This window comes from Nocardia transvalensis NBRC 15921 (assembly GCF_000308875.1).
Classification (GTDB): domain Bacteria; phylum Actinomycetota; class Actinomycetes; order Mycobacteriales; family Mycobacteriaceae; genus Nocardia; species Nocardia transvalensis.
Genome location: NZ_BAGL01000045.1, coordinates 51105 through 72656, shown reverse-complemented (window position 1 = coordinate 72656; position 21552 = coordinate 51105). Strand labels below are relative to the sequence as shown.

The 21552-nt window shown below is 70.9% G+C and carries 19 protein-coding genes; 16 read left to right on the top strand and 3 right to left on the bottom strand.

Translation table 11 applies throughout. From position 1 onward, the window contains the following. The first annotated feature begins 501 nt into the window (after positions 1 to 501). The 7 genes from ON41_RS14115 to ON41_RS14085 all read left to right on the top strand — a co-directional run bounded on the left by ON41_RS14115 (position 502) and on the right by ON41_RS14085 (position 6719). Positions 502 to 1740, top strand: coding sequence for a class I SAM-dependent methyltransferase (locus ON41_RS14115; protein WP_040748092.1), 1239 nt, complete (start codon positions 502 to 504; stop codon positions 1738 to 1740). Next, positions 1737 to 2519, top strand: a complete 783-nt coding sequence (locus ON41_RS14110) for a glycosyltransferase family protein (RefSeq protein ID WP_040748046.1) — start codon at positions 1737 to 1739, stop codon at positions 2517 to 2519. Before ON41_RS14115 ends, ON41_RS14110 begins: the two co-directional genes overlap by 4 nt. A 16-nt stretch (positions 2520 to 2535) precedes the next feature. Then, on the top strand, positions 2536 to 3183 hold the full coding sequence (locus ON41_RS14105) for a PIG-L deacetylase family protein (protein ID WP_040748045.1): 648 nt from the start codon (positions 2536 to 2538) through the stop codon (positions 3181 to 3183). Between the two features lie 2 nt (positions 3184 to 3185). Further along, positions 3186 to 4214 (top strand): NAD-dependent epimerase/dehydratase family protein, encoded by a 1029-nt coding sequence (locus ON41_RS14100; protein ID WP_040748091.1) that lies wholly within the window; start codon positions 3186 to 3188, stop codon positions 4212 to 4214. Between the two features lie 4 nt (positions 4215 to 4218). After that, positions 4219 to 4785, top strand: a complete 567-nt coding sequence (gene rfbC, locus ON41_RS14095) for a dTDP-4-dehydrorhamnose 3,5-epimerase (RefSeq protein WP_040748044.1) — start codon at positions 4219 to 4221, stop codon at positions 4783 to 4785. Positions 4786 to 4847: 62 nt separating this feature from the next. Further along, positions 4848 to 5867: a Rossmann-fold NAD(P)-binding domain-containing protein gene (locus tag ON41_RS14090; protein WP_051161464.1), complete on the top strand. Its 1020-nt coding sequence runs from the start codon at positions 4848 to 4850 to the stop codon at positions 5865 to 5867. Between the two features lie 225 nt (positions 5868 to 6092). Further along, positions 6093 to 6719 carry an MspA family porin gene (locus ON41_RS14085; protein WP_040748042.1) on the top strand — a complete coding sequence of 209 codons (627 nt, stop codon included), beginning with the start codon at positions 6093 to 6095 and terminating at the stop codon, positions 6717 to 6719. Positions 6720 to 6732: 13 nt separating this feature from the next. Here the strand turns inward: ON41_RS14085 and ON41_RS14080 are convergent, their stop codons facing one another. The 3 genes from ON41_RS14080 to ON41_RS14070 form a co-directional block, all read right to left on the bottom strand. After that, positions 6733 to 7569 carry a glycosyltransferase family 2 protein gene (locus ON41_RS14080; protein WP_083905345.1) on the bottom strand — a complete coding sequence of 279 codons (837 nt, stop codon included), beginning with the start codon at positions 7567 to 7569 and terminating at the stop codon, positions 6733 to 6735. Then, complete coding sequence (locus ON41_RS14075) at positions 7569 to 8876, bottom strand: polysaccharide pyruvyl transferase family protein (protein ID WP_040748090.1); 1308 nt, start codon at positions 8874 to 8876, stop codon at positions 7569 to 7571. Before ON41_RS14075 ends, ON41_RS14080 begins: the two co-directional genes overlap by 1 nt. Positions 8877 to 8981: 105 nt before the next feature. Beyond that, on the bottom strand, positions 8982 to 10007 hold the full coding sequence (locus tag ON41_RS14070) for an ABC transporter substrate-binding protein (RefSeq protein ID WP_051161446.1): 1026 nt from the start codon (positions 10005 to 10007) through the stop codon (positions 8982 to 8984). A 276-nt stretch (positions 10008 to 10283) separates the two neighbouring features. Here ON41_RS14070 and ON41_RS14065 point away from each other — a divergent pair, with 276 nt between their 5' ends. The 9 genes from ON41_RS14065 to ON41_RS14025 are packed head-to-tail and all read left to right on the top strand — an operon-like array spanning position 10284 to position 21549. Next, positions 10284 to 11318, top strand: coding sequence for a glycosyltransferase family 4 protein (locus ON41_RS14065; protein WP_040748040.1), 1035 nt, complete (start codon positions 10284 to 10286; stop codon positions 11316 to 11318). Between the two features lie 50 nt (positions 11319 to 11368). Then, positions 11369 to 12457 (top strand): glycosyltransferase, encoded by a 1089-nt coding sequence (locus ON41_RS14060; RefSeq protein ID WP_051161462.1) that lies wholly within the window; start codon positions 11369 to 11371, stop codon positions 12455 to 12457. Between the two features lie 40 nt (positions 12458 to 12497). Then, entirely contained in the window at positions 12498 to 13781 is a 1284-nt protein-coding gene (locus ON41_RS14055; RefSeq protein WP_040748088.1) for an oligosaccharide flippase family protein, read from the top strand. Then, positions 13778 to 14782, top strand: a complete 1005-nt coding sequence (locus ON41_RS14050; RefSeq protein ID WP_040748038.1) for a CgeB family protein — start codon at positions 13778 to 13780, stop codon at positions 14780 to 14782. The genes ON41_RS14055 and ON41_RS14050 overlap by 4 nt, the downstream gene beginning before the upstream one ends. A gap of 45 nt (positions 14783 to 14827) precedes the next feature. Then, complete coding sequence (locus tag ON41_RS14045; RefSeq protein WP_040748037.1) at positions 14828 to 16219, top strand: hypothetical protein; 1392 nt, start codon at positions 14828 to 14830, stop codon at positions 16217 to 16219. Further along, on the top strand, positions 16210 to 17502 hold the full coding sequence (locus ON41_RS14040) for a protein tyrosine kinase (RefSeq protein ID WP_040748036.1): 1293 nt from the start codon (positions 16210 to 16212) through the stop codon (positions 17500 to 17502). Before ON41_RS14045 ends, ON41_RS14040 begins: the two co-directional genes overlap by 10 nt. Next, positions 17499 to 18857, top strand: a complete 1359-nt coding sequence (locus ON41_RS14035; RefSeq protein WP_040748035.1) for a glycosyl hydrolase family 28-related protein — start codon at positions 17499 to 17501, stop codon at positions 18855 to 18857. The genes ON41_RS14040 and ON41_RS14035 overlap by 4 nt, the downstream gene beginning before the upstream one ends. Beyond that, on the top strand, positions 18854 to 20215 hold the full coding sequence (locus ON41_RS39000) for a GNAT family N-acetyltransferase (RefSeq protein WP_051161444.1): 1362 nt from the start codon (positions 18854 to 18856) through the stop codon (positions 20213 to 20215). The genes ON41_RS14035 and ON41_RS39000 overlap by 4 nt, the downstream gene beginning before the upstream one ends. Further along, the gene (locus tag ON41_RS14025; protein WP_040748034.1) at positions 20212 to 21549 is read left to right on the top strand and encodes a glutamate-1-semialdehyde 2,1-aminomutase; all 1338 of its coding nucleotides are present in this window, start codon (positions 20212 to 20214) and stop codon (positions 21547 to 21549) included. Before ON41_RS39000 ends, ON41_RS14025 begins: the two co-directional genes overlap by 4 nt. The last annotated feature ends 3 nt before the right edge of the window (positions 21550 to 21552 follow it).

Genomic DNA, 21552 nt, shown 5'->3' with positions numbered 1-21552 from the left:
ATGTTACGGGCTCGATCTTCGGCGCGCGCGCCCGAAATGGCGGAGGCACACGGTATCTCGGCCTTAGCGGGAAACGTGGCAACCGGTTCCCTGTTCGAATCCCCACCTCCCCCAATCGATGAGAACCAGCTGGTACGAACGGCGCGACAGGCAAATCTCGCAATCGGGGCCTTTGCCGTGAAAGGTTCGCCGGTTAGCTACCGGAATGCTCCCGCAGGCCTGGGAGAAAAACCGACCGAAATACGGTTCGAAGGTCCCCGGCGCTCGCCGAAAAATGCGGGAATCCTGTTGTAACGTAGGCATCGTCGATGCCGACCTGATGGTTGTCCCGGGTCGATGCCGACCCGATGATCATCGCGGCGCGTTTCCTGATGATCATCCGGACACGTTCCCGACGGTCATTCGGACATGGTCCCGATGGTCATTCGGGGCACACTCCTGAATGTCATCCCGGCACGCTTCCGGCCGGGACCGGCCTTGGCGAAAGGTGGGGAATTTCTCGTGCGATGCCGCCTGTGTAATTCCGACCGGCTGGTGAGCGTGCTCGATCTGGGCGCGACACCCCCGTGCGAGAAATTCCTGACCGCCGCGGAACTCGATCTCCCCGAGCCGACGTATCCGCTGCATCTACGCCTGTGCGAGGACTGCCTGCTACTGCAGATCCCCGCGCTGATCACCCCGGAGGAGACGTTCACCGAGTACGCCTACTTCTCCTCCTACTCCGACAGCTGGGTGCGACACGCCGAAACCTTTGTCACCCAAGCGATCACGAAGCTCGGCCTGGGACCGAAGTCGCTGATCGTCGAGGTCGCCAGCAACGACGGCTACCTGCTGCGCCACGCGGTCGCCGCCGGCGTGGGCTGCCTGGGCATCGAGCCCTCGGTCAACGTCGGCGCCGCCGCCCGCGAGCGCGGCGTCCCGACGGTGACGGCATTCCTCGACCAGTCGCTCGCGGAGAAGATCCGCGCCGACTACGGACCGGCGAATCTGGTGGTGGCCAACAACGTCTACGCGCACGTACCGGATCTACTCGGGTTCACCCGGGCGCTGCGGGAGCTGCTGGCCGACGACGGCTGGCTGTCGATCGAGGTGCACCACGCCCTGAACCTGGTGCGGCTCGGCCAATTCGACACGATCTACCACGAGCACTTCCAGTACTACACGCTGCTGTCGGCACAGCACGCGCTGGCGACGGCGGGCCTGTCGGTGGTGGACGTGGAACTGCTGGACACCCACGGCGGTTCGCTGCGGGTGTGGGCGCGCCCGGCGGCCGTCGCGACGGCCACGCCCCGGGTCGCGCATCTGATGGACACCGAGCGGCAGGCCGGATTGCACTGTGCCACCGGTTATTCCGGCCTGCGCACGCGGGCCGAGCAGGTGCGCCACGAACTGCTGCGCTTCCTGCTGGACTGCCGCTCCGCCGGGCGGCGCGTCGTGGGTTACGGCGCCCCGGGCAAGGGCAATACGCTGCTCAACTACTGCGGTATCCGGCCGGATCTGCTGGCCTACACCGTCGATCGCAATCCCTACAAGCACGGCCGCTACACCCCGGGCACCCGGATCCCGATCCATCCGCCCGACCGCATCGACGCCGACCGGCCCGACGTGGTGGTGGCGCTGCCGTGGAATCTGGAAGCCGAGATCACCGCACAGTTGCGGCATATCGGCGACTGGGGCGCGGAACTCGTGTATCCGCTGCCCATCCTGCATCACGCCGATTTTTCCGGGGGCCGGAGATGAAAGTAGTCCTGTTCTGTGGCGGTTACGGCATGCGCATGCGCGGCGGCTCCGGTGATCCGGTGCCCAAGCCCATGCAGATGGTCGGACCGCGACCGCTGATCTGGCACGTCATGCGCTACTACGCGCACTTCGGGCACACGGATTTCATCCTGTGCCTGGGCTACGGCGCAGCCCACATCAAGAACTTCTTCCTCACCTACGAGGAATCCGCGTCCAACGACTTCGTCATCCGTTCCGGGCAGGTCGAGCTGCTGGGCTCCGACATCAGCGACTGGACGATCACCTTCGTCGACACGGGCCTGGAGTCCGCGATCGGCGAGCGGCTGCGCCGGGTGCGCGAACACCTCGCCGGCGAGGAGTACTTCCTGGCCAACTACGCCGATGTGCTCACCGACGCCCCGCTCGACGAGATGATCGACAAGTGCGTGTTCTCCGGGGCCGCCGCGTCGATGATGATCGTGCCGCCGCAGTCGTCGTTCCACTGCGTCGACGTCAACGCGGCGGGCGAGGTCGAGCACATCACGCCGGTATCGCGGCTGCCGATCTGGGAGAACGGCGGCTTCTTCGTCCTCACCCAGGAGGTGTTCGACCTGCTGCCGCCGGGCGGCGATCTGGTCGAGGACGCGTGCGGCGCGCTCGCCGCGCAGGGCCGCCTGCTCGGCTATCAGCACCAGGGTTTCTGGAAGCCCGCCGACACGTTCAAGGAGCGCGCGGAACTCGACGCCGCCTACCACGTCGGTGACCGTCCGTGGATGGTCTGGGAGCGGAGCCTCGTATGAGCCGGAAGGACACGGCGTGCTGAGGCTGTCCGCCCGGGTGCGCGAGGTGGCGCTGCTGGCGGCGCATTGCGACGATATCGCCATCGGCGCGGGCGGCACGCTCATCAACCTCGCGGAATCTGTTGCGGGCCTGCGGGTCCGGGCCTTGGTCCTGTGTGGTGGCGGCAGTCCGCGGGCGGACGAGGAGCGGGCCGCGCTGACCTCGTTCTGCCCCGGCGCGGAACTCGAGGTCACCGTGCTGGACCTGCCCGACGGGCGCACCCCGGCGCACTGGGAATCGGTGAAGACCGCCGTGGCGCGGCTGCGTCGCGACAGCGAGCCCGATCTGGTGTTCGCCCCCCAGCGCGGCGACGCCCACCAGGACCACCGGCTGCTGGCCGAACTGGCGCCCACCGAATTCCGCGATCATCTGGTGCTCGGCTACGAGGTCCTCAAATGGGAGACCGACACCCCGCAGCCCACGATGTTCGTCCCGCTGTCCGCCGAGATCGCCCGGCGCAAGGCGGAGCTGCTCGTCAAACACTATCCCTCGCAACGGGATCGGGACTGGTTCGACGAGCACGCGTTCCTGGGGCTGTCCCGGCTGCGCGGCGTGCAGTGCCGCGCCGCGCACGCCGAGGCGTTCGTCATCGACAAGGCCGCTGTCGTCTTCGGAGGTTTGTGATCATGCGCGTACTCGTCACCGGACATCAGGGCTATCTGGGCACGGTCATGGTGCCGATCCTCCAGGCCGAGGGCCACGACGTGGTCGGCCTGGACATCGGCTACTACGCGGACTGCGTCCTCGGCGCGGCGCCGGCCGACCCGCCGGGCCTCGCCATCGATCTGCGCGAGCTGACCCTCGACCAGCTCACCGGCTTCGACGCGGTGATCCACCTGGCGGCGCTGTCCAACGACCCGCTGGGCGCGCTGGCGCCGCAGATCACCTACGACATCAACTTCCACGCCTCGGTGCGGCTGGCCCGGCTGGCCAAGGCCGCCGGCGTGCGCCGGTTCGTGTACGCGTCGACGTGTTCGGTCTACGGCGCGGCGGGCGGCGACCTGGTGGGCGAGAACGCTCCACTGCGGCCGCTGACCCCGTACGCGGAGAGCAAGGTCCGGGTGGAGTCGGCCGCCGCGGCGCTCGCCGACGCCGACTTCTGCCCGGTATTCCTGCGCAACGCGACGGCTTTCGGCTTCTCGCCGCGGCTGCGCGCCGATATCGTGCTCAACAATCTCGTCGGCTACGCGGTACTGACGGGCGAGGTGCGGGTGCTCTCCGACGGCACGCCGTGGCGGCCGCTGGTGCACGCCGCCGATATCGCGCAGGCGTTCGCGGCCTGCCTCACCGCCCCCGCCGAGCGAATCTCCGGCCGCGCGTACAACATCGGCGACGAGTCCAACAACCTCACCGTCGCCGATATCGCCGGCGCCGTGGTCGACGCCGTTCCCGGCTCGACACTGGCCATCACCGGCGAGAGGGGCTCCGATCCGCGCTCCTATCGCGTCGATTTCTCCAGGGCGCGTGAGGAATTGGGCTTCGCGGCGCGCTGGAGCGTGGCCGCCGGCGCGGTCGAACTAGCCCGTGAGTACGTGGCGCGCGGCCTGACCGCCGACGACTTCACCGCGACATTCACCCGCTTGGCCCGCCTACGCGCGCTGCGCGACGCGGGCGAGCTGGACGGCAGCCTGCGTCGCGTCCGGATCGGGGCGTGAGGCGATGCGCATAGAACCCGCCGAGCTGGCGGATGTGCTGGTCCTCGTCCCGGACCCTTACCGCGACGACCGCGGCCTGTTCACGCGCACCTTCGACGCCGCCGAATTCGACGACCATCTCGGAAAGCCCGGCGCCGCGGCCACATTCGTCCAGGATTCCCAGTCGCGGTCGGTGCGCGGCGTGGTCCGCGGGCTGCACGGCCGCGCGGGCCGGGGCGAGGCGAAGCTGGTGCGCTGCGCCCACGGCGCGGTGCACGACGTCCTCGTCGACATCCGCCCCGCGTCGCCCACCTACGGCCGGCACCAGGAATTCCTGCTGGACGACGAGGATTTCCGGAATCTCTACGTGCCGCCGGGATTCCTGCACGGATTCCAGGCACTCACCGAGACCGCCGACGTGTGCTACCGCATCGACCGGCCGCACGATCCCGCCGAGGATCTCGCCGTCGCCTACGACGATCCGGACCTCGGCATCCCGTGGCCGGAGGACGTCACGGCGGTCTCGGCGCGCGACCGCGGTGCCGGAAGCTGGGCGAGGCTGCGGTCGGCGCTCGAGGACACCGAGCCGTGACCGCCCGCCGCTGCCGCGCGTGCGGCGAATCCGATCTGGCGGACGTCCTCGATCTCGGGAAGATGCCCGCCGCCAACGACTTTCCCGACGCCGACGCGCCGGTCGCGACCGACCGCGGGCACGCGCTGGCGATGCTGCTGTGCCGCGGCTGCGGGCTGGCGCAGCTCGCCGACGACGACACCGCCACCGCCGAACCGCGCGGCCTGGAGCCACAGGCCCTGCGCGATCAGGCCGCCGACGCGGTCGACCGGGTCGAGGCCGCCGGCTGGCTGCGCGGTGGGACCGTCCGCGAATTCGGCAGCCCGCACGGCGGCACCTGGCTACCGCTGCTCGCCGCCCGCGGATTCCTCGAAACCTACTCGCGCCCGGCGGATGTCGTCCTGGACAGCTTCGGCCTCATGCACGAGGCGGATCAGCGCGCCGCGATCGCCGACCGGGCCGCCGCCACCCGCCGCGACGGCGTTCTGCTGCTGCAATTCCACTCGCTGCGCGCCATCGTCGCGCAGCGGCAATGGAATGCCTTGCGGCACGGCCATTTCGCGTACTACTCGCTCACGGCGCTGCGGTCGTTGCTCGGCACCGCCGGGCTGTTCCCCGCCAGCGCTTGGGAATTCGACCTCTACGGGGGCACGGTGCTCGTCGCCGCCGTCCCGCACCAGACCGATCCGGACGACTCGGTCCGCCGTATTCTCGCCGCCGAGGCCGGGCTCACCGACCCGGACGCGCTGGAACCGCTCCAGGTCGTCGCCGATCGCCAGATCCGGTACCTGCGACAGTGGCTGGAACGCGAAGCGGCACAAGGCAAACGGGTCTACGCGTACGGGGCGGCGTCCCGCGCGGTCGCCCTGTTCGCCCGCGCGGGGCTGAGCCGCGCCCACCTCGCGGGAGTCGCCGACGCGTCCCCCGCGAAACACGGCCGCCGCATGCCCGGCACCGACATCCCGATCATCGCGCCCGAGGATCTCGTCGCCGCCCGGCCGGACCGGGTCCTGCTGACCCTGCCCGACCTGTTACCCGAGGTGCAGGCGCGACTACCGGCGCTGGGCGGCAAGTGGGTCACGCAGATCCCGCAGCCGCCGTGAGGGCGCCGGCCCGTTCGTTCCGGCGTCCGGCTGCTCCGAGGGGAGCGGCCACACCTGATATCGCACAACACGACAGCGAAGCAGCCGTACGTCCGGAACGTCAGTACACCCGTACTCGCGACGCACGGATCCGGGCCTCGGCGGGCTTCGAATCACAGGGGAAAGACTTGCGTCCGTAGCGATTACGGCGTACTCAACCCGATGAGGGAACAGGGGAGATCGTTCATGAGGGACAATTCTCGTCGCGCCGTCGCGCGCGCAACCGCCGCCGCGGCCGCCGTCGCCATCGGAATCGCACTCGCGGGCGGCACGGCCGCCGGGGGCATCGACAGCGTCAGCAGCATCGTCGACCACTCCACCCGCACCGTGGAGGCCATCCAGTCCGACACCCGGATCGACTTCGTGCCGCCGCTGGACGGCAATCCGCTGACCCGGGAGTGGTTCCACAACGGCCGGGCCGCCTACCGGGTATCCGGCCCCAACACCGACGACTGGCGGGGCCACATCACCATCGGCTACATGGTGGGCTATCCCGCCACGTTGTCGGGAAAGATCAAATTCCACTACTACACCCCGGGGCTCGGCGCGCAGGTCGGCACCGATTCCTTCATCCAGCTGTTCGACCTGATTCCGCAGATCGGAGCGGAGATCGAAGTCGGGACCGGTCCGGGGATCCAGACGTTCGAATGCGCCGGCGGGGATATCTCCGGAGGCGAGGGCTTCATCCAGATGTCGGGATTCCACGGCACCGTCACCGGTGTCCTCGGCCAGACCACGATCCGCCCGTTCGTCAGGGTGGTGGGGGCCGACGGTGACACGGTGATCACCTACGGCCCGCTCTGGACGATCTGACCGGGCAGCGCCCTCAGCGCAGCAGGTCCGGGCGGCGGCGCACGGTCGCCACCGCCCGGACCCGCACCCGCTCCAGCGCCTGGCCCACCAGGCGCAGGTCACCGGTCAGCACATCCGCGCGGGTGACCAGATCCGGATACTCCCGGCCCAGCCGGTGGTGGAAGCGCGCCATCTCCGTCAGCTTCGAGACCGTGGAGCTGCGACTGCACAGGTTGAACGACGAATTGCGCCAGGCCGCAAGGATTTCCGGCATACCGTAGAACACGCCGAACTCGCACACCCGGGCGAACAGGTCGACATCCATCGGGAAGACCAGATCGCCGCGGAAACCACCGGCGCGTTCGAAGTCGGCGCGCCGGAAGGTCGCCGCCGCGGTGGGGCCGAAGTCGGCCGGGCCGCGGCGCACGATGGTGCGCATGAGGGTGCGGGCGGGCTGGGCGCCGAGCAGCCCCGGCAGGCCCAGATCGGTCTCCTCGACCGCGCCGTCCTCGTCGATCACCTCGAATTTCGAGGAGCAGATGGCGATCGCGGCGTCCCCCATCAGCGCGGTCTGGGATTTGAGCGCGCCCGGCAGCAGGATGTCGTCGGCGCACACCACCTTCACCAGGTCCCCCGAGGACACCGCGACCGCCTTGTTCCAGTTGTCGCCGATCGCGAGCACCGTGTCGTTGCGATGCACGCGCACCCGATGATCGTCGAACGACCGTGCGACGGTGCCGGTTTCGTCGGTACTGGCGTTGTCGAGGACCGACAGTTCGAAGTCCTCGTCCTGGTCCAGGATGGACCGCATGGTGGTCTCGAGCGTGCGCCCGGCGTTGTAGGCGGGAACGCAGACCGACAGTGTGCTCATCACTCCCCCTGGGTGGGTGTGGCGGTGGGGTCGCCCTCCACCAGCCGGAACACCCGATCCATCCCGGCACGGGCGGCGGCGATCTGTTCGACGGCCTTGTGCCGCAACGGCGCTCGCAGATCCGGCGCCGCCTCCCACAGCTCCCCGACGGCGGTGGTCAGCGACCGGCTCAGGTCGGGATCGTCGGCGTGGACCACGCGCAGCCCGGTGCCGAACATATCGGCCAGGCCGTGGAACTTGTCGTCATAATACCGGGAAGCGGTGATGCCGACGGCCGGAATCCCCTGCGAGAGGGCGAAAACCGCCAGGTGGTACGCGCTGGTCACCAGGACGCGGCAGCGGGAGACCTGGCGGGCCACATCCTCGGCGGTGCCGGCACGGCCGACCGGGCGGCGGGTGTTCGCGGCCCCGGCGAGCAGCCGCCGGGTGCAGTCGCGGTCCTCCGCGTCGTACTCGGAGATGATGAGCGGGCGCAGCGGGGCGCCGTATTCGGCTGCGCGAGTGCGGATCACCTCGCTCAGCACCGCGCGGGCCGCGTCGCCGACCTCGGCGTAGTAGGTGATGCGCAAGCAGACGCCCAGTTCGTCGCCCACTTCGTCGCGGCGCAGATCGTAGGCCAGTTCCACCGCGTCGTCGCCGGTCACCATGACCCGCGCCGGGTCGACGCCGAGGTCGGCCAGCAGCTTCGGCCCGCGCCGGCCCTCCCGCAGGGCGATGAATCCGACGCCGGGCAGCACCCGGGCGGCGCGTTCCAGCAGGGCCGGATCGTCGATGGGGCCGAACCCCTGGCCGATCATGGCGGTCGGGATGCCCAGCCGCTGCGCGTGATCGAGCAGGGCGAGGGTTCGGGTGGCCTGGTAGCGGTCGACGTCGGTCATGTAGCCGCCACCCTGGGCCAGCACGAGCGCGGACTCGGCGGCGGCCGCGGGCAGCGGCGGGGCGGGCGGCTCCGCGTGTTCCGCGGTGCCGCGCACCGCCTTTCGCAACGCGCGCACCCGCGCCTTGGGCCCGTCGGTGACCGCGCGCCAGCGCAGCGCCGCCAGTCCGCCGAGGCGATCGAACCGCCCGGGCTCGGTCCACCCGCCCCCGTCGGCGAGGTCGATCGATTCCGCCTGCGGGACCAGCGCGCGCAGCACGCGCGGCTGTTCGGTGAGCATGCCGATCCGCGCCGCGGGCCAGTGTTCGCGCAGCCGCCGCGCGGTGACGGCCATCATGGCGATATCGCCGCGATTACGCAGCCAGTACTCGCCGTTCTCGACCAGCACCCGCATCTCGTCGGCGCCCGCCCCGGCGCTGAACTTCCCCACTCTGTCGTCCTTCCGCAAGCCGGGCGCGCCCGGAACAAGGGTTCGGAGAAGCCGCACTGCCGCTCGCGAATGTATCGCACCGCGTGGGGATTTCGCTACGGCCGATCAGGCAGGGGTGGCGGCGGCCCGCAGCGCGTCGGCCAGCCGCTCGAGTACGGGCGCGGTGCCGGCGTAGGAGAATCGGAAAACGGGGTTCCAGGCGGAGATCCGGCCCGCGCGCACCGCGGGCAGCGTGCGCCACAACGGTTTTCCCGCCAGCGCGTCGGGTTGCAGGGCGCTGGAGCGGCTGTCGAGCAGGATCAGGTCGGCCGGGTACTTGTCGGCGTTCTCCCAGCTGAGGCTCTCGTAGAACCCTCCGCTGTCCACCTTTTCGGGCGTCACCAGCGCCACGCCCAGCTCCTGGAAATAGCGCAGGTCGGCCGAGGCGCGGGGATCGGAGACGTAGAAGGTGCCGGGGGCCGCGGACGCCGCCTGGACGCGCAGTCCCGGTTTCACGGCGACGGCGTCCCGCACCGCCTGCGCGGCGGCCTGGAAGCGTTCCCTGGCCCGCGCCACCGGCGCTGCCCCGGGGTCCGCGCCGAGCGCCACGGCGAGCTGTTCGTAGCGGCCGATCGTGACCGGCAGCGACTGCTGGGCCACCGAGACGGCGGCGACGGCCGGATTGATCGATTCGATCCGCGACACGCTCTCGTCGGGCACGTACCACAGCCGATCCCGCACATACATGTCCGTGACCAGCAGATCCGGCTCGAGCGAGGCGTACCGCTCGACGTCGAACTCGCCCCAGGCGTCGCCGACGACCGTGAGCTTCCCGATATCGAGGTCGCCGGACAGCCCGGTCCTGGCGCCGTCGCTCACCTCGCCGAACACACCCACGAGCCGATCGGCCAGGCCATAGTCGGCGAGCGTCGCCGCGGACCCGGTGAACGCGACGATCCGGGACGGAATCCGCTCGGCGCGCGCGGTCCGGCCACGATCGTCGGTGAACGACCAGGCGCCGGGCCCCAGCGGTTCGTCGTCCGGCCCGCGACCGCAGGCGGCCAGTGCGGCCAGGCCCGCCGCACCGGCCGCCGCGAACAGTCCGCGCCTGGTCAGCCCGGCACTCCCGGTCCTCGCGGCGGCTGTGGTCATCTCGTCCTCCGCTCGTCGACTCCGTCCCGCAACCTTTAGGCAAGCCTAACCTCTCCGGCGGAGCGGGGGCGGCGGCGGGCTCAGCCGGGGAGCGGGTCGGGGACGGCCGCTGTGGCGAGGGGTGAACGGTGCCGTTGCCCCGCAACACGACTCGGCCGCACGGAAGGGCGGAATTCGCATAGACTCTCATCCGACAGGGGGTCATTGCGATCGCGACCGCGATCGCCCGGCAACGGATCGCGGGGGTAGCGCGCGATGGATCCTGTACGAGTACACATGACCGGGTCGGAGTGGTTCTCCGCCGCACCCGGCGGGCTGAACCGATACTTCACCGAGCTGTTCGGGGCACTCGCCCGGCAGCCCGAGATCGACCTCACCGCAACGGCTTTCGGTACGCCGCCCACCGGCGGTAGCTCGTGGGGACCGACCGGCGGCGGCACCCTGCGCCGGGCCCGCCGCGCCGTCCTCGGCCGTCCGGGCCGCCGCGGCGCGATCCTCGACCGGCACTTCTGCCTCTACGGCCCCGCCACGACCGGACCCCTGGTCGTGCATTTCCACGGCCCCTGGGCACAGGAGAGCCGGATGGCCGGGGAAGGCGACCGCGCGGTCCGCGCGAAGTATCTCCTCGAACGCCTCCGGTACGCGCGGGCCGACCGATTCGTGGTGCTGTCGAACCACTTTCGCGACGTCCTCGTCTCCGACTATCGAATATCCGCGGACCGGATCACCGTCGTCGCCCCCGGCGTCGACCTGGATCGGTTCGCGGCCACCGATATTCCGCCGGGTCCGCCGACCGTGCTGTGCGTCCGGCGGCTCGAACGCCGCATGGGCGTCGACACACTCATCCGGTGCTGGCCCGACGTCCTGGACCGCCACCCCGGCGCCCGCCTCGTGATCGTCGGAACCGGTACCGCGGCAGCGGAATTGCACGAGCTGGCGGCCGGACACGACGCGATCCGCTTCGCGGGCCGGGTGGCCGACGAGCGCCTGGCCGAGCTGTATGCGGCGGCGAGCTGCACGGTGGTGCCGTCGCTGGCGCTGGAGGGGTTCGGCCTCATCGCACTGGAATCCCTCGCCGCCGGACGACCGCCCGTCGTCTCCGAGTGTGGCGGACTGCCGGATTCGATCCGGGGACTCGACCCCTCGCTGATCGTGCCCCCGGGCGATCCGGACGCGCTCGCCCGCCGCCTGGCCGACGCGCTCGACGGCGCGGTCCCGACCGCGAAACAGTGCCGGGCGCATGCCGAGTCATTCTCCTGGGACTCCGCCGCCCGCCGCCATCTCGCCCTCTATCGCGAGCTGGTCTCGTGAAGGCGGTGTTCGTCGCGCACACCGCCGAACCGTCGGGCGCCGAACTGGCCATGCTGCGGCTGGTCTCGGCGCTGCGCGCGCATATGGACGCCGCCGTCGTCTTCACCGCCGACGGCCCGATGGTCGAGCGGACGCGCGCCCGCGATATCGAAACCCATCTGCTGCGCAACGATTTCGACAGCCGAGCGATGACCATTCGGAAGGCGGACGCGCGCCGCCTGCTCACCGGGGCGATCGCCCTGCTCCGGGTGGGCTGGTCCCTGGGAGCCCTGGCGCGCAGGTCGGAGGCGTCGGTGCTGGTCGCGGAGAGTACGAAAGCGCTGCTGATGGGCGCGGTGGCGGCCCGGCGCGCCCGCATACCGCTGGTGTGGCAGGTGCACGACAGGATCACCGCCGACTACTTCGGCCGCGTCCTCGCCCCGGCCATCCGGCTGCTCGGCCGCCTCGTCGCGGACGCGTACCTGGCCAACAGCCGCGCCACGCTCGCCTCCCTGCGCACCGGCCGCAAGCCCGCGGCCGTCGCCTATCCGGGCCTCGAGGCACGGGAACCCGGAACCCGTGCCGCCCAGCGCCCACCCGCGGAGACGGTGGTCGCCGTGGTCGGACGGCTCGCCCCCTGGAAGGGCCAGGATCTGTTCCTGCGCGCGGTCGCGGACACCCGGACCCGGCCCGCCCGGATCCTGCTCATCGGCGGCGCGCTGTTCGACGAGGAGCCCTACCGGGCGGACCTCGAGCGCCTGGCCGCCGACCTCGGGCTGCCGGTCACCTTCACCGGGCACGTCGAGGATCCGGAAAGCCTACTGGGACAGGCGGATATCCTCGTGCACTGCTCGGTGCTGCCGGAGCCGTTCGGCCAAGTGGTGGCCGAGGGAATGCGGGCCGGCTGTGCGGTGATCGCCACCCATCCCGGCGGTCCCGCCGAAATCGTGGAGCCCGAGGTGAACGGGCTCCTCGTCACCGCGGGCGACCGGTTCCAGCTCACCGCGGCGCTGGACCGGCTCATCGACAATACGGAACTGCGCGCGAAACTCGCCGACGCCGCCCCGATTCGCGCGCAGCGGTTCGACATCTCCGAGACCGCCCGCACCGTCGCGGCGCTGCTGTCCTCGGCGCGACGAGATCAGGTGCGACGTGACTGAATCCGAGACCCTCCGGCCGCACAAACCGGTCAAACACGGGCTGGCCGCGGTGATCCGCGATATCGGCTTCGTCAGCTTCGGCAAGTACGGCCAGTACGTCATCACCGTGGTGACGCTGCCGCTCATCTCCCGGCTGCTGGGCCCGCACGGCGTCGGCCTGCTGGCCATCGGCATGTCCGCGTACTTCATCGGTTCGCTGGCCGTGGACATGGGCATCACCTCGTTCCTCGCCGCGAAGGTGCACGACACCCCGGGCGAGGCCGCCTACATCGATCACCTGCGCGGCGCCTACCTGGCCATCCGCGCCGTCACGCTCGGCGCCCTGGGCCTGGCGCTGCTGGCGGGGCTGGCGGTGGGCGCCCCGCCGGCGGTGCACATGATCCTGCTCGGCCTGTTCACCGGCGGGTTCTGGTCGATCTCCGAGGACTGGCTGCTCATCGGGCAGGGCCGGTTCGGGGCGTCGACGCTGTATCAGGGTGTCGGGCGGGTCGCGTATCTCGGCCTGCTGATCGCGCTGCTCCCCCACGTCCCCAGCGCGTCGGTCGCGATGCTGTGCCTGCTGGTGTCGTCGTTCCTCACCGTCGCGCTCACCTGGTGGGACGCGTTGCGCACCTATGGACTTCCGGCCCGGCCCCGGCACGTGCGGGAGATCTTGCGGATGGGTGCGCCGGTCCTGACCTCCCGCGCCCTGGTCACCAGCTACGGGCAGGGCTCGGCCGCGGTGTACGCGGCGGTCCTCGACGCCGCGTCCCTGGGCCTGTACTCCGCCGGAGTCCGGCTAGTGCGCGCCATCCAGTCCATGCTGGATCCGATCGGTTTCGCCCTGCTGCCGCGGATGGCGCGCCGCAGCGGCGAGAAGGTCTTCTGGCGCAACGCGATCCGGTCGCTGCTGGCGTGCCTGACCGCCGCGGTCGTCGCGGTCGTCGGCGTGTGGGTGCTGGCGCCGGTGCTCATCCACGTGATGTTCGGCAGCGCCTTCGCCGCCGCCGTGCCGCTGCTGCGGGTCGAGGTGCTCATCCTCCCGGCCACCACGGTCACCTCGCTGGTCACCACCGCGGTGCTGCCGGTACGGCAGGACACCGTGGGCGTGCTGATCGGGGCGGTCATCGGCACGGCCGTCGCCGCGGTGGCGCTGGTCGTCGCGGTGCACACGGAGTCGGTGTGGACGCTGGTGTACGGCACGGTGGCCGCCGAGGTCACGGTCGCGCTCTGGTACCTCGTGCGCATGCGGTGGCTCATCCTCCGCGAACGCGCCGCCGCCCGCGCCGAGACCGAACCCGTGGCGATACCCGTCTACGAGGGGCACGAGGGGGAACGATCGTGAAAATCCTGTATGTGGGCGATGATTGGGTCGGCAGCAACGCCCGCTCGCTGGCCGACGGATTCCGCCGGGCCGGGCACGAGGTGCTGGTGGTCGACACCACCGCGGTCACTCTGCCGGGCCGGCTGACGCCGCCGTGGGTGTACGCCAAGCTGGCGCGCCGCCGCGCGCCCTGGTCGGTCGGCGCGGTCCACGACGAGATCGATACGCTCGCCGCGGATTTCGGACCGGACATGCTGTTCGCGTTCAAGGCGGTGCATCTGGATCAGGCGCGGCTGCTGTCGGTCCCGGCGTCGCTGCGCGTCCACTACAGCCCCGACGACGTCGCCAATCCCGAGAACATCAGCGCCGACTACCTGGCGCACGAGGCGCAGTGGGATCTCGTCGTCACCACCAAGCGGCACAACGTGCCCGAACTGCGCGAACGCGGCGCTCGCGCTGTCGCTTTCGTGGCGAGCGCCTACGATCCGGCGTGGCACCGGCCGTGCGCGCGGCGCGGCGGCGACCGGTTCCTCGCCGGATTCATCGGCGCCCGGCGGCCCGACCGGACCGGCCTGCTCACCGATCTGGCGCGCGAATACGGTGCCGCGCTGGCGGTGTACGGGCCGGGGTGGGGACGGGTCCGCGGCCTGCGGCGCACCGGCGCGGCCGTGCGGGGACCGGTCTACGGCGAGCACTTCTCCGTGGCGGTGGCGGCGACGACCGCGAATCTGGTGCTGCTCAACTCCGCGAACCGCGACACCCACACCTGCCGCAGCTTCGAGATACCGGCCGCCGGTGGACTTTTCGTCGGCGAGCGCACCGACGAGCACGCGGGTTTGCTGGCCGAGAATTCGGAGTGCCTGCTGTTCTCCTCACCCGACGAACTGCGGGCGATCCTGGAACGCTGCGCCCGCGATCCCGACCACGCCGCCAAGGTCGCCGAGGCGGGGTACCGCCGCATCACGGCGGGCCGGAACCGGTATGCCGACCGGGCGCGGGAAATCGTCGCCGCCATCGGGTAACGGCGGGGCCGCCCACGCGACATACGGGGTGATGAAGGACATGGGGTGACGGGCGCCGCGCAGCCCGAAGTGTGCCTCGTCGCAGGGGCATTGGCGATCGTCATGGTCGCCGGCATGTGGCTGTCCGGTCCGATCCGGGTGTTCCTGATCGCTCAGTCCGCGCACTGGGCGCTCTCGTACGTCGCACGGCCGGTGGTGTTGCTGACGGTCCAGCCCGAACCGCACTACGGCGACAACGTCCCCGATCCGCGGCTGGCCGACATCGGCTACGACCACGGCATCGCGGCGGTCTTGCAGCCGGTGGTCTTCGGGCTGTGGTTCTACGCGGGACTCGTTGTGGCCTACGTGATCTGGTCCCGGCTACGCGACCGCGACCCGGAACGGCGGGCTCGCGACGACCACCCGATCGTCCCCTTCGCCGGCGATCCGGTCTTCGTCCGGACGCTCTGCGTGCTCTACGCCATCGGCACGCTGGGACGGCTCGCCGCGGTCGCGACCGGGAACAACGGCCGCGCAGGCGAATTGGAGAGCCCGAACCCGATCATCAACCTGATCACCATTCTCGCCACGCTCGGGGCCGTGGGGCTGATCGTCTACCTCCGGTCGGATAATCCCCGCACCACCGTCCTGATCATCGGCGCGCTCACCTTCGGCGAACTGCTGTGGACCGCGGCCGTGCAGTCGAAGACCCCGATCATGGGCGCCGCGCTGGCGATCGCGGTCCGCTGCGCCATGACCGGCTGGACCCGGGTGAAGGTGGTGGCGGTCCTGATCATCACGGTGCTCGGCATCGGCGGCTTCGGCGCGCTCCAGGGCCTCAAGGCCACCGAGGCCACCAAAACCGAAGCCGCCGTGGCCGATTCCGTCTACCCCGAAGCGCTCCGCCCGTTCCTGAGCCTGCTACGCCGATTCGACGGGCTCGAGGCCGCCACCGACGCCTACTACGCCGGTCCACACTCGTGGCTGACGCCGTCGGAGGTGCTCCGGCACGCGGTGGAGAGCCTGATCCCCACGCAGTTGCTCGGCGCGGAGAAGTTCCGCTCCGGCGCCGCCTGGGCCGAACAGGTGCGCGGCGGGTCGGTGGACATGTCGAAGGTGTCGGTGTCGCTGGCCGAGGGCAACATCAACGAGGGCTACGTGCTGGGCGGATATCCCGGTATCGCCCTGGGGGTTTCGATCACGTTCGTGCTGCTGCTGATCTGGTCGCGCTCGCTCTACAGCCGGATGGTCCCGATGCCCGTCTTCGGACTCGCGCTCATCGAGGTGCCCGTGCTGTTCGAGCGCGGAGTCCTCGGCACCGTCGAGACGCTGGGCAAATACCTACAGGCCATGGTGCTGGTCTGGATCACCTACGTACTGATCGAGGAATATCGACGGCGGACGGCCCTTCCCGCGCTGCCCACCGCCGGGGAAGCGAGGGCTGGGCAATGGGTGTGACCGATATCTGGCGGATCGTGCGGCGGCGGTGGCCGATCCTGCTCGCCGGGCTGGTGCTGTGTTCGGTCGCGGCATACGGCTACTCGAAGACCCAGCCGGTCGTCTACACCGCGTCCAGCACCTGCTACGTCTCGATGGCGACCGGCACCTCGGTCAACGACTCCTATCAGGGCGGGATGGCCGCGCAGCAGCGCATGCGCTCCTATGTCGCGCTGGTCGGCAGCGAGACGGTGGCCCAGCGGGTGAAGGACCAGCTGGGGCTGTCGGCGTCGACCGGGGATCTGCGCGGCCGCATCAGCGCCGACTCGCCGCCCGCGACCACCATCATCGTGGTGTCCGCGCGCGCCGATACCGCCGACGGCGCCCGGATCCTCGCCGACGAGGCCGTCTCGCAGTTCCGGCACATGATCGACCAGCTGGAGACCATCCAGTTCGACGCCGCGCCGGCGGCCCGCGTCGCCGTCGTCGACAAGGCGCAGCTGCCGTCCGGGCCGACCGCGCCGCAGGGCAAACGCCTCCTGATCATGGGCGTCCTCGCCGGTCTCGTCGTCGGTTTCGGTGGCGCGGTGATCCGCGACCGGCTGGACCGCACGCTGCGCACCTCCACCGCCCTCGAGGCGATCCTGCCCGCCCCGATCCTCGGCATCATCGACGACGGCCGGCCGGGAGCGCCCGGTGAGCTGCGGCGGCTGCGCACGCGGCTCGGCGACGGCGCCGCGAGCGTGCTGTTCACCTCCCTGTCGGACCGCTCCCAGCCGGCGGTCGCCACCGGACTGGCCCGCACCTACGCCGACGGCGGCGAGCGCGTCGTGCTGGTCGACGCCGACACCACCGGGCAGGGCAGCTCCGGTCACGTCCCGGTGCGGGCCGAGGCCGGGCTGGCCGAGCTACTGCGCCAGTCCACTCCGCTCGACAACGCCGTGACGGCCTGGCCCGAGGCAGGGATCAGCGTGCTGCCGATCGGCGTGCTCGACTCCCGCACACCGGATCTGCTGGCCTCCGAGCGGTTCGCGGAGATCATGTCGAAGCTGCGCAGCGAGTACGACCGGATCATCGTGGAGGCCGCGCCGATCTCCGCGGCCGCCGACGCGATCGTGCTGTCGCGCCGCTGCGACGCGACGGTGGGCGTGGTGCAGCTCGGCACCGCCACCGCGCCTCAGGTGCGCGGTGCGATCGCGACCTTCGGCGGCGCCGATCAGTCCCGGCTCACGGGCGCGGTCGCATTCACTCCTCCGCACCGGTCGCTCCGAGATAGGCTGTGGCGCATGGGAAGACGGGCATGACCTCGGCCGGCGCGCCGGTCGGGCGCCGTCGGATGCTGGCGGTGACGCTCGGCGCGGCGGCCGCCGGATCGCTCGCGGCCTGCTCCTCGGACGACGACCCCGGTGTCGGATTCCGGTCGCCACACGTCACCGACGCGCCGTCGGCACGCAACATCCGTGATTTCGGCGCGGTCGGCGACGGCAACGCCGACGACACCGCCGCGATCGCCGCGGCCGCCGCCGTGGGCGACCGGCCCCTGGTGATGTATCTCCCGGCGGGCCAGTACCGGGTCACGCGCTGGCCCGACCTACCGGACTACGCAACGATTCTCGGCGACGGCGCGGATGTCACCACCGTGTTCTACGACGGCGACGGCACGCTGGTCTCGCTGCGCAAACGCAATCGGGTGCGATTCGCCCGGCTCGGCTTCTTCCTCTCCGGCGCGACCTCCACCGCCGTCCAGCTCACCGAATGTTTCCGGTGCACATTCGAATCGGTGGTGCTGCGCGGCAACCATCTCGCGGAGAACGCGCCGCGGTTCGTGCGGCAGCGCGGGGTGGTGCTCGACGGCAATACCGGCGGCACCGCCGTGATCGACTGCGATATCAACAATTTCGGGTACGGACTGGTGACCTCCTGCATCCAGAACTACGTCACCTCGTCCAAGTTCACGAACAACCGCGTCTCGGTGCTCGGCACCGGCGGCGACCACAACGCCGGATTGGCGCTGTCCAACGTCGAATTCGTCTCCGACGAGGATCCCCGCACCACCGACCGGCACGTCGTGATCGACGGCGCCGCCAACGACTGGTGGTTCACCAACGTGTGGTTCGAGGGCGCCGACACCGCGCTGGCCGTCGGCAGTGATCGCGGCGGGCCCGCCCAGTTCGGCATGGTGAACTGCAAGATCGCCGCGCGCAGCACCTGCCTGCTGCTCACTCACTGCCGCCAGCCGTATCTGGCGAATGTGCAATTCGATCCGGACCTCGACACCGCGCCGGCCGAGATACGCATCGACCCCGCCGGATGTCCCGAGGGCACCGCCGTCAACCTCATCTCCGGCTCCCACGACGACGTCGACCCGCGCGCGTTCCCCGAGGGCTGGCACGTCATCGGGCGCGGCCGGGTGCACGGGGCGCGGTTCTCCGGCACCACCATCGCACAGGCCGCCCAGCTCGACGCCGACGTCCTACAGATCCAGGACCGCGACGGCGGGGTCATGGCGGCCGTTCTGCCCGGCGGCGCCTGGCTGTCCGAGCGGGCCGACAGCGGCGTCGTCCTCCGGGACCCCGCCGGGGCCTACTGGCGGCTGACGGTCGGCACCGACGGCGCCGTCCGCACGTCGCCGCTGGGCCGTCAGCGGCCCCGGTCATGAACGGCCGGGCGGGGGCGCTGCGGCTGGGACCGGCGTTCCTGCACGGCCGGACGGTCGTCATCCGGCCGCCGCGGCCGACCGACCATTCGCACTGGCGGCGGATCCGGATGCGCGACCGCGCCCTGATCGAACCGTTCTGGTACAGCTCGCCGCTGGACTGGCCGGAGCGGCACACCGAGCGGCAGTGGATCCGCGAATACCTGGTCAGCCGCGCCGAGGCCCGCGCCGGGCGGCGGCTGCCGGGCGTCATCGAGATCGACGGCCGGTTCGCCGGCCAGTGCGAGCTGTGCTCGATCGACCTCCGGGGCGGCACGGCCGAGATGAGCATCTGGATCGATTCCCGGGTCGCCCGGCACGGATTCGCGGGCGTGGCCGCCGGACTCGTCCTCGACCACGGTTTCCGCGTGCTCGGATTGCAGCGCGTCATCGCGCCGATATCGCCCGGCAACGTCGCCGCCGCGAACGGCGCCGCCGAACTCGGATTCGTCCGAGAAGCCTTGATGGCGCGCTACTTCGACGCGGGGGGCGCACGCCGCGACCACGAACTGTGGGCGCTCACGCCCGCCGACATCCCGCCGGACGGGTTCACCGCTACCTGGATTCGGCGCGTGACCGGTAAAGTGGCGGAAAGGACTTCTTCCTCTATGCGCGCAACCGCCGGGCGCACGACCATGGTACGGGGTTCGGCCGAGTCGGCCGACGACGACTCGGCCGGACAGCAGGGGGGATCACGTGGCCTCTTATCCTGTGCGGCAGCGCTTCTCGTCGTCTCCGTCCGGCTCGCAGCCGGGCGGATGTGGCGGCGGTCGGCGCTCCTGCACGGCGGATGCCCGGTGTCGCTGGAGATTCCGGGGTATCCGCATGCCGTCCTCCGCGGCCGGCGGCCGTCCGATCGGGCCGCCTGGCTCGCGGCCCGGCGGCGCAATCCCGACATGTTCGCGGGATCGCGGCCCGGCTGGTGGCGTGAACTCGCCCGCGGGCGCGGCGGCCTGCGCTCGCCCGCCGGGCTGGTCCTGGTGCTCGAGATCGACGGCGCCTACGCCGGGGAAGCCCGGCTCTCCGACCTGGACATGTTCGACCGGAACGCCCGGATGTCCGCCTGGGCCGATCCCGCCTACGCCGACGAGGACGTTCGCGCGGCGGCGACCCGGGCACTGCTCGACTATGCCTTCGGCCCCCTCGGGCTGCGACGCGTGGCAACGGAAACCGATTCCGCCGATGCGGAATCCGCCGCCGTCGCGGCCCGGGCGGGGCTGTTGAAGGAGGGAATCATGCGTAACTGCCCCGGCCCCACCGGCCACGCCGACCACACGCTGTGGGCGCTCACCGTCGGCTCACCGGAGGAGGAGCGGCGATGATACGAGAGTTCGCCCGCAGCAACATGATCCAGCATCGCCTGCACGAGGTGGTCCCCGGCGGCGCGCACACCTATGCCCGCGGGCCCGACCAGTATCCGGAGTCGATGGCCCCGATCCTGGTGCGCGGCAGCGGATGCCGGGTGTGGGACTGCGACGGCAACGAGTACGTCGAGTACGGCATGGGACTGCGATCGGTGACCCTCGGCCACGGCTACCGGCCGGTCGTCGACGCGGTGGCCCGCGCGGTCGCGGACGGCCTCAGCTTCTCCCGCCCGACCGAACTGGAACTGCTTGCCGCCGAGGACTTCCTGGCGCTGGTTCCCGGCGCGGATATGGTCAAGTTCGCCAAGAACGGCTCCGACGCGACCACGGCGGCCGTGCGCCTGGCCCGCGCCGTGACCGGCCGCGAGACGGTGGCCGTCTGCGATCAGCCGTTCTTCTCCGTCGACGACTGGTTCATCGGCACCACGGCCATGAACGCCGGAATTCCCCCGGCAAGCACCGTCCGGTTCCGGTACAACGACCTGGATTCCCTTGCGGCCGTGCTGGAGTCGGGCGACGTCGCCTGCGTCTTCATGGAGGCCGCCACGGCGCTGTCCGAACCCGATCCGGGCTATCTCGAGGGCGTGCGGGCCCTGTGCGACCGGTACGGCAGCTTGCTGGTGTTCGACGAGATGATCACCGGGTTCCGCTGGTCTTCCGGTGGGGCGCAACGGGTATACGGGGTGACGCCGGACCTGTCGTGCTGGGGCAAGGCCATGGGCAACGGCTTCCCGCTCTCCGCGCTGGCCGGGAAGCGGGAGTTCATGGAGCTGGGCGGCCTGCGGACCGAACGCGACCGGGTGTTCCTGCTGTCCACCACGCACGGGCCCGAGACGGGGTCGCTGGCAGCCTTCCGCGCGGTGGTGCGCGCCTACGCCGACACCGATCCCGACCCGATCACCCGGATGACGCACGCCGGTCGCCGGCTCGCCGACGGGGTGAACAAGATCGCCGCCGACCTCGGCATCGCCGATCATCTCCAGGTCGTAGGCCGCCCGTCCTGCCTGATCTTCACCACCCGCGGCCCCGACGGCCTGCCCTCCCAGCCGTTCCGCACCCTGTTCCTCCAGGAACTCCTGACCCGCGGCGTCCTGGGCCAGTCCTTCGTCACCTCCGCCGCCCACAGCGACGCGGACATCGACCACACCGTGCGGGCCTGCGCCGAGGCCGCCGAAGTCTACCGCCACGCCCTCGACCAGGGCAGCGTCGACGGCCTGCTGCGCGGGCGGCCGGTCGCCCCCGCACTACGCCGCAAGGCCGCCCCCCGCTACATAGATCCGGCGGATCGGTGATCG